The following is a 3,071-nucleotide window of genomic DNA, read 5'->3' as shown; positions in this document are numbered from 1 at the left end:
TAAAGCCAAAGCTATGAAATTTGTAAGTATTTAAAGTTTTTATGTAACTTTTTTTTGTCTATCAATTGTAATTTTATGTTAGAATTTAACAATGAAAAAACAACAGAAAATGAGTGATTATCAAACAAATTTAGAACCGTCAACAGACAAATACATTCAAACTGCGCCAAATGTGAAATTGTATGTAAAAGATTATGGATCTGGAAAACCTGTGATTTTAATTCATGGATGGCCGCTTTCTGGTGAAATGTGGGAATACCAAGTAGAAACTTTAGTTGAAAATAATTTTAGAGTTATTACTTATGATAGAAGAGGTTTTGGTAAATCGTCACAACCATGGAATGGCTATTCCTACGATTCTTTAACCGATGATTTAAAAGCAATAATTGACCAATTAGAACTTACAGATGTCACTCTTGTTGGCTTTTCTATGGGTGGCGGTGAAGTAGTTCGTTACTTTAGCCGTCATGGTGGAAAAAATGTTTCTAAAGCTGTTTTAATTTCATCAATAACTCCTTTCTTATTGCGCACAACTGACAATCCTGAAGGTAGAAATCCTGAAGATAACGAAGAACGAACCAATACAATAAAGAATGATAGAATTAACTTTATAGATAATTTTGGCAAAACCTTTTTTGGTGTTAGTTTACTTAATAAACCATTAAGTACGCCATTATTAGAATATTACAGAATGCTATGTTCGGTTGCTTCGCCACATGCTACTTTAGAATGTGCCAAGTCATTTTCTACCACCGATTTTCGTGATGAAATGAGTTCGATAAATGTTCCTACACTAATTATTCATGGTGATGAAGACGATATTGTACCAATAGAAATTTCATCAGAAAAAGCTAGTGAGTTGATTCCGAATAACAAATTTATCGTTTATGAAGAAGCGCCACACGGACTTTTTTACACAGAAAGAGATCGATTAAATAAAGACCTTATTGAGTTTTTGAATTCATAAACTTTACGATAAAATAAAATTCATCTGCAATACATCATAAATTATTTATTTAAATTTATGATGTATTTTTTTGTCTACTACTTTCAACCTCAGATATTTTATTTTAGAAAAAATTAGAATGTTAAATTTATTTCCTACTTTTAAGTTTTGTATAAAATTATAGACGGCATTTTATGAAAATAGCACTTTTTTCCAATGAGTTTCCTCCAAATATTTACGGTGGAGCTGGTGTACATATCGATTTTTTGAGTCAGGAATTAGCCAAATTAGGTCAGGTTGAAGTGCGATGTTTCGGAAATCAATTGGAAAGTACAAACTCAATGAATGTTATCGGAATTCAATCTTCACTTAATAAGATGGAAGACGATGCCAATCAGCACATTAAGATGTTTCATAACTTGAGTAAGAATGTAGAAATGTCTCAAAATACGCTTGTTGCCGATGTAATTCATTGCCACACTTGGTACACGCATTTGGCTGGAATTTTCTCTAGAGAATTGCTTCAAGTGCCACTTATTTTAACAACACATAGCTTAGAAACGCATCGTCCTTGGAAAGTAGAACAACTTGGAAACGGTTATTTCCTTTCAAGATGGATCGAAAATCACGCTTATAATACGGCCGACGGAATTATTGCCGTTAGCCAACAAATGAAAGCCGATGTTATTGAAGCTTACGGAGTTGCACCAGAAAAAGTAACCGTAATTCATAACGGAATTGATCCCGAATTTTACAAACCCACTTTTGATACCGATTTATTAGTAGAATATGGCATCAATCCAGAAATTCCGTTTGTGCTTTTTGTAGGTAGAATTACTCGTCAAAAAGGAATTTCCCAATTGATATCGGCAGCTAAATATTTTAATAAAAATTGTCAAGTGGTTCTTTGTGCTGGTGCGCCAGATACTGAAGAAATTGCTAAAGAAACCGAAAGTTTAATTCAAGAATTACAATCGCAACGAGACGGAATTATTCTAATTTCTGAAATGCTTCCGAGAGAAAAAATCAAAGTACTTTACAGTCATGCTCGCGTTTTTGCATGTCCATCGCTTTATGAACCTTTCGGAATTATAAATCTAGAAGCCATGTCGTGTGAAACTGCTGTTGTAGGAAGTGCTGTTGGCGGAATTCCAGAAATAATTATTGAAGGTGAAACTGGTTATTTAATTGAATTGGAAAGTATTTCAAGAACCGATTTTAATCCGAAAAATCCAGCGGAATTTCAGAAGAATTTTGCCCAAAAAATCAATCTTTTATTAGATGATGAGAACTTGGCAAACCAAATGGGAAAAACCGGAAGAGAACGCGTTTTAGACATTTTTAGTTGGGAATCTATTGCAAAAACAACCTACAATTACTATGAAAAAGTAATATCAAAATTTGAAAAAGAAAAAGCATAAATCAATAAAAACCACAATCCAATTTAAAATTGATTCAGATGAAAAAAAGCACATTAGCCATAATTTTAGGTGGCGGACAAGGTTCTAGATTATCCCCATTAACCGAAAGTCGTTCTAAACCAGCAGTTCCAATTGCAGGAAAATACCGTTTGGTTGATATTCCGATATCTAATTGTATCAATTCTGATATCAAAAGGATGTTTGTTTTAACGCAATTTAATTCGGCTTCGCTAAACCAACATATTAAAAACACCTATCATTTTAGTCATTTTAGTACTGCTTTTGTTGATATTCTAGCTGCCGAACAAACTCCAGACAATCCAACATGGTTTCAAGGAACGGCCGATGCTGTGCGTCAATGTATGAACCATTTTTTAAATCACGAATTTGATTATGCTTTGATACTTTCTGGTGATCAATTGTATCACATGAATTTTAATGAAATGATTGATGCACATCAAAAAAGCGGTGCAACAATATCCATTGCAACATTACCAGTTAACGCAAAAGAAGCACCTGAATTTGGAATTTTAAAAACCGATTCTGAAAATTTAATAACTTCATTTATAGAAAAACCAAATGCTAGTTTATTACCTGAATGGACCTCTGAAGTAAGTGACGAATCTAAAGCCGAAGGAAAACATTATCTGGCATCGATGGGAATTTATATTTTTAATCGAGAGCTGTTAATTGAGTTAATGTCT

At 33.0% G+C, this 3,071-nt stretch carries 3 protein-coding genes; all 3 read left to right on the top strand.

The annotated features are described in order from the left end of the window. Window positions 1–109 precede the first annotated feature (109 nt). Window positions 110–967: an alpha/beta hydrolase gene (locus DIU01_RS11300; RefSeq protein ID WP_290834508.1), complete on the top strand. Its 858-nt coding sequence runs from the start codon at window positions 110–112 to the stop codon at window positions 965–967. A gap of 173 nt (window positions 968–1,140) precedes the next feature. Next, a complete protein-coding gene (gene glgA, locus DIU01_RS11295) occupies window positions 1,141–2,367 on the top strand; it encodes a glycogen synthase (protein WP_290834506.1) in 1,227 nt (408 codons plus the stop codon). Between the two features lie 38 nt (window positions 2,368–2,405). After that, on the top strand, window positions 2,406–3,071 hold a 666-nt coding region (locus tag DIU01_RS11290; protein ID WP_290834504.1), incomplete at its 3' end, for a sugar phosphate nucleotidyltransferase.

It is taken from the genome of Flavobacterium sp. (genome assembly GCF_003525665.1).
In the GTDB taxonomy this organism is placed as follows: domain Bacteria; phylum Bacteroidota; class Bacteroidia; order Flavobacteriales; family Flavobacteriaceae; genus Flavobacterium.
The sequence above is the reverse complement of the archived record's forward strand: the minus strand, read 5'-3'. Positions and strand labels throughout refer to the sequence as shown.

What these genes read in the sequence shown, in the direction of transcription:
- DIU01_RS11300 (WP_290834508.1), top strand. Translation starts at nt 110, where the DNA reads ATGAGTGATTATCAAACAAATTTAGAACCGTCAACAGACAAATACATT.
- glgA (WP_290834506.1), top strand. Translation starts at nt 1,141, where the DNA reads ATGAAAATAGCACTTTTTTCCAATGAGTTTCCTCCAAATATTTACGGT.